The sequence below is a fragment of the Spirochaeta lutea genome (genome assembly GCF_000758165.1).
Classification (GTDB): Bacteria; Spirochaetota; Spirochaetia; order DSM-27196; family Salinispiraceae; genus Spirochaeta_D; species Spirochaeta_D lutea.
The window spans coordinates 1-2423 of record NZ_JNUP01000036.1 but is presented as its reverse complement, the minus strand read 5'-3'; the positions used below and the strand labels follow the sequence as shown (position 1 = coordinate 2423).

The window sequence follows — 2423 nt, the reverse complement described above, 5'->3', positions numbered from 1 at the left end:
CAATTATTGTGCACTACACAGACTCTGTTCCCCGTATTCATAATATTATTTCATTGCTCGGTACAGTTCAAAATTATGTAAAGATAGAAATTGATAAGAAAATATTAATAATGCTTAATCAGGTCTATGCTGATACGCGATATCCGAGAGAAATAGAAAACCAAAATTTAGTTCTCCCCTCAAAGAACACTTCTGAGTTGTTTAAGATTGAGGCAGAAAATATATTTAAGCAAACAAAAGACATATTAGATATAAAAAATGAAACATAACAATCATTTCAACCTGACAATGCTACTGTCACGGTTTTTGCATTCGCAAAAACACGCGCCAGCTTAACGCATTGCAGGTTAAACGGTCGTTAGAACGACGCTGCGCGCGAAATCTTATTCGGAGGAAGTATGATCAGAAAAAACAATGCTTTATACATCGATCTTGAGAACATTGCAGCAGAAATTGATTTAAAATCTATCTTCGATACGCTCATATTAAAAATATGATAACAAAGAAGAAGAAAATTTGTTTGTCATAAAAATGGCTTGTGGAAATTCAAGTGCCATTAAGCCAGTAGTTGATAAACTTGCAGAGTATAATTTTGATATAAGAGATACACCTAAAATAACCAAAAACTATAAAAATAGAGCAGATCTGATTATATCACTAGAAGCACTAGAGACAATTATTTTAGAGAAACCAATTATCAATAGATACATATTCATTACTTCTGATTCTGACTTTACTGTAATTATGGAGAAACTTAGAAAGTACGGTAAAGAGGTATGTTTAATTACCAAGGAAGAATATGCAAATAAGCCAGTATTGAATAATTCATGCGATGAAATCTACATTTTAGAATCATTTATGTTGAACAGTGATGGAAATATTGAAAAAGGAGCGAAAACAAAAAGGGGTAAAAAAGAAGCCGCAGTGCAACTTTCAAGCAATAACGAAGAAATAGTAGAAGAAATAATTAAAAAGATATTGGCAACACTAGATACAGAAAAATTACACTTAACTAGTTTTATAGGTTCGAAATTTCATCAAATGGATAAAAGCATGGTAATAAAAAGAAGTAAATATAAAAATTTAAATGGCTTATTAACTAAACTTGAATCAGATGGGAAAATAAAAAAAGAAAAAAATGAGAAAGGGCATCCTTGCATAGTTCTAACAACTGCTTCAACTTGACATTTCCTTTGTCATGAAAATTGCTAATCGCTTTGCTCTCTACGCAATTTTCACGCCAAGCCCTTCGGGCCGGAAATGGATAAAGCAACCCTTTCTTCTGTAAAATTGGAAAAAGTTAATCGGTCTCCATATCCAAATATCGCTTCCCGGTTGCCCAGGTCTCGTCAACTTCCATCATGATCGCCGCTACGATACGGTTCAGTGATTCCTTGTTCGGGAAGATCATAGCCACTTTTGTCCGTCGTTTGATCTCCTTCATTTGTCGCTCGGCAAGATTGGAAGTGCGCAATCGCCGGCGATGTTTTACCGGGATCGTGAACACCGTAAGACTCTCCGGTACGTTGTGCTCCAGCCATTCGCTGAGCTGTGGAGAATCTGCGCGGTACTTATCAACGGCTATTTTCAGGTACCGCTGAGCTTCTTCCAGGTTAGGCGCATTGAACACGGTACGTAGATCCTGCGCCAGCTCTTTCCGCATGCTCTGCCGTGTCACGTGATGTCCGGCATTCTGCTGCAGGTGGAACTGGCAGCGTTGCCACTTCACGGTCGGGAAGATCGCTTCGCATGCCGCCTTCAGGCCACTATGAGCATCAGAGGTAATCATGGTTACCCCGTGAAGACCTCGTTCTACCAGCGACTGGAGGAACCTCCGCCAGTGGACATCGGCCTCGCTGATCTCTGTGCTAATTCCAAGTACACGGCGTTGCCCGGTAATGTCTATCCCATAGGCAATTAGCACCGCTCCTGACACCACTGAGCGATCCATACGAACCTTCTCATAGGTCGCGTCCAGCACGAGGTACTTATAGGTATCCAGAGGTCGTTCTCGCCATTTTTTGATCTCTTCATCAAGCAACCTGGCGGCATTCGAAACCTGGCTCTGAGAAACCTCGAACCCGCATAGCTGTTCGACGATCTTTGACACACGACGGGTTGAGACTCCCTGGATATACATCTGCGCAATGGCGAGCTTCAAGGCTCGTTCGCTGCGACACCCCTTATCGACCGCACCGGGATAAAACTCCATCCCCCGTACTTGTGGGATCTGAATTGGAACCTCGCCCATACGCGTCTTTAGGAGCTTATCCTTGTACCCGTTGCGATGGCCAGTCCGATCTTCATTACGCTCGTAGGGTCCGGCGGACAAGGCCTTCTCCTGTTCCAACTTCATGGCCAGATTCATGATGGTACCGATTGTCTTTGTGATGCTGTCCTTGCCTCCCCCCTGGATGTCTTCA

3 protein-coding genes are annotated in these 2423 nt (G+C 42.0%); 2 read left to right on the top strand and 1 reads right to left on the bottom strand.

Annotated elements, in window-relative coordinates; genetic code table 11:
* Positions 1 to 269, top strand: a 269-nt coding sequence (locus tag DC28_RS04485) for a HEPN domain-containing protein (RefSeq protein WP_037546378.1), incomplete at its 5' end; no start/stop codon positions are given.
* Positions 270 to 516: 247 nt separating this feature from the next.
* Positions 517 to 1185 carry an NYN domain-containing protein gene (locus DC28_RS04480; protein ID WP_238565764.1) on the top strand — a complete coding sequence of 223 codons (669 nt, stop codon included), beginning with the start codon at positions 517 to 519 and terminating at the stop codon, positions 1183 to 1185.
* 115 nt (positions 1186 to 1300) lie between these two features.
* Here DC28_RS04480 and DC28_RS04475 read toward each other — a convergent pair whose 3' ends face one another.
* Positions 1301 to 2416, bottom strand: a complete 1116-nt coding sequence (locus tag DC28_RS04475) for an IS256 family transposase (protein WP_408020227.1) — start codon at positions 2414 to 2416, stop codon at positions 1301 to 1303.
* Between the last annotated feature and the right edge of the window lie 7 nt (positions 2417 to 2423).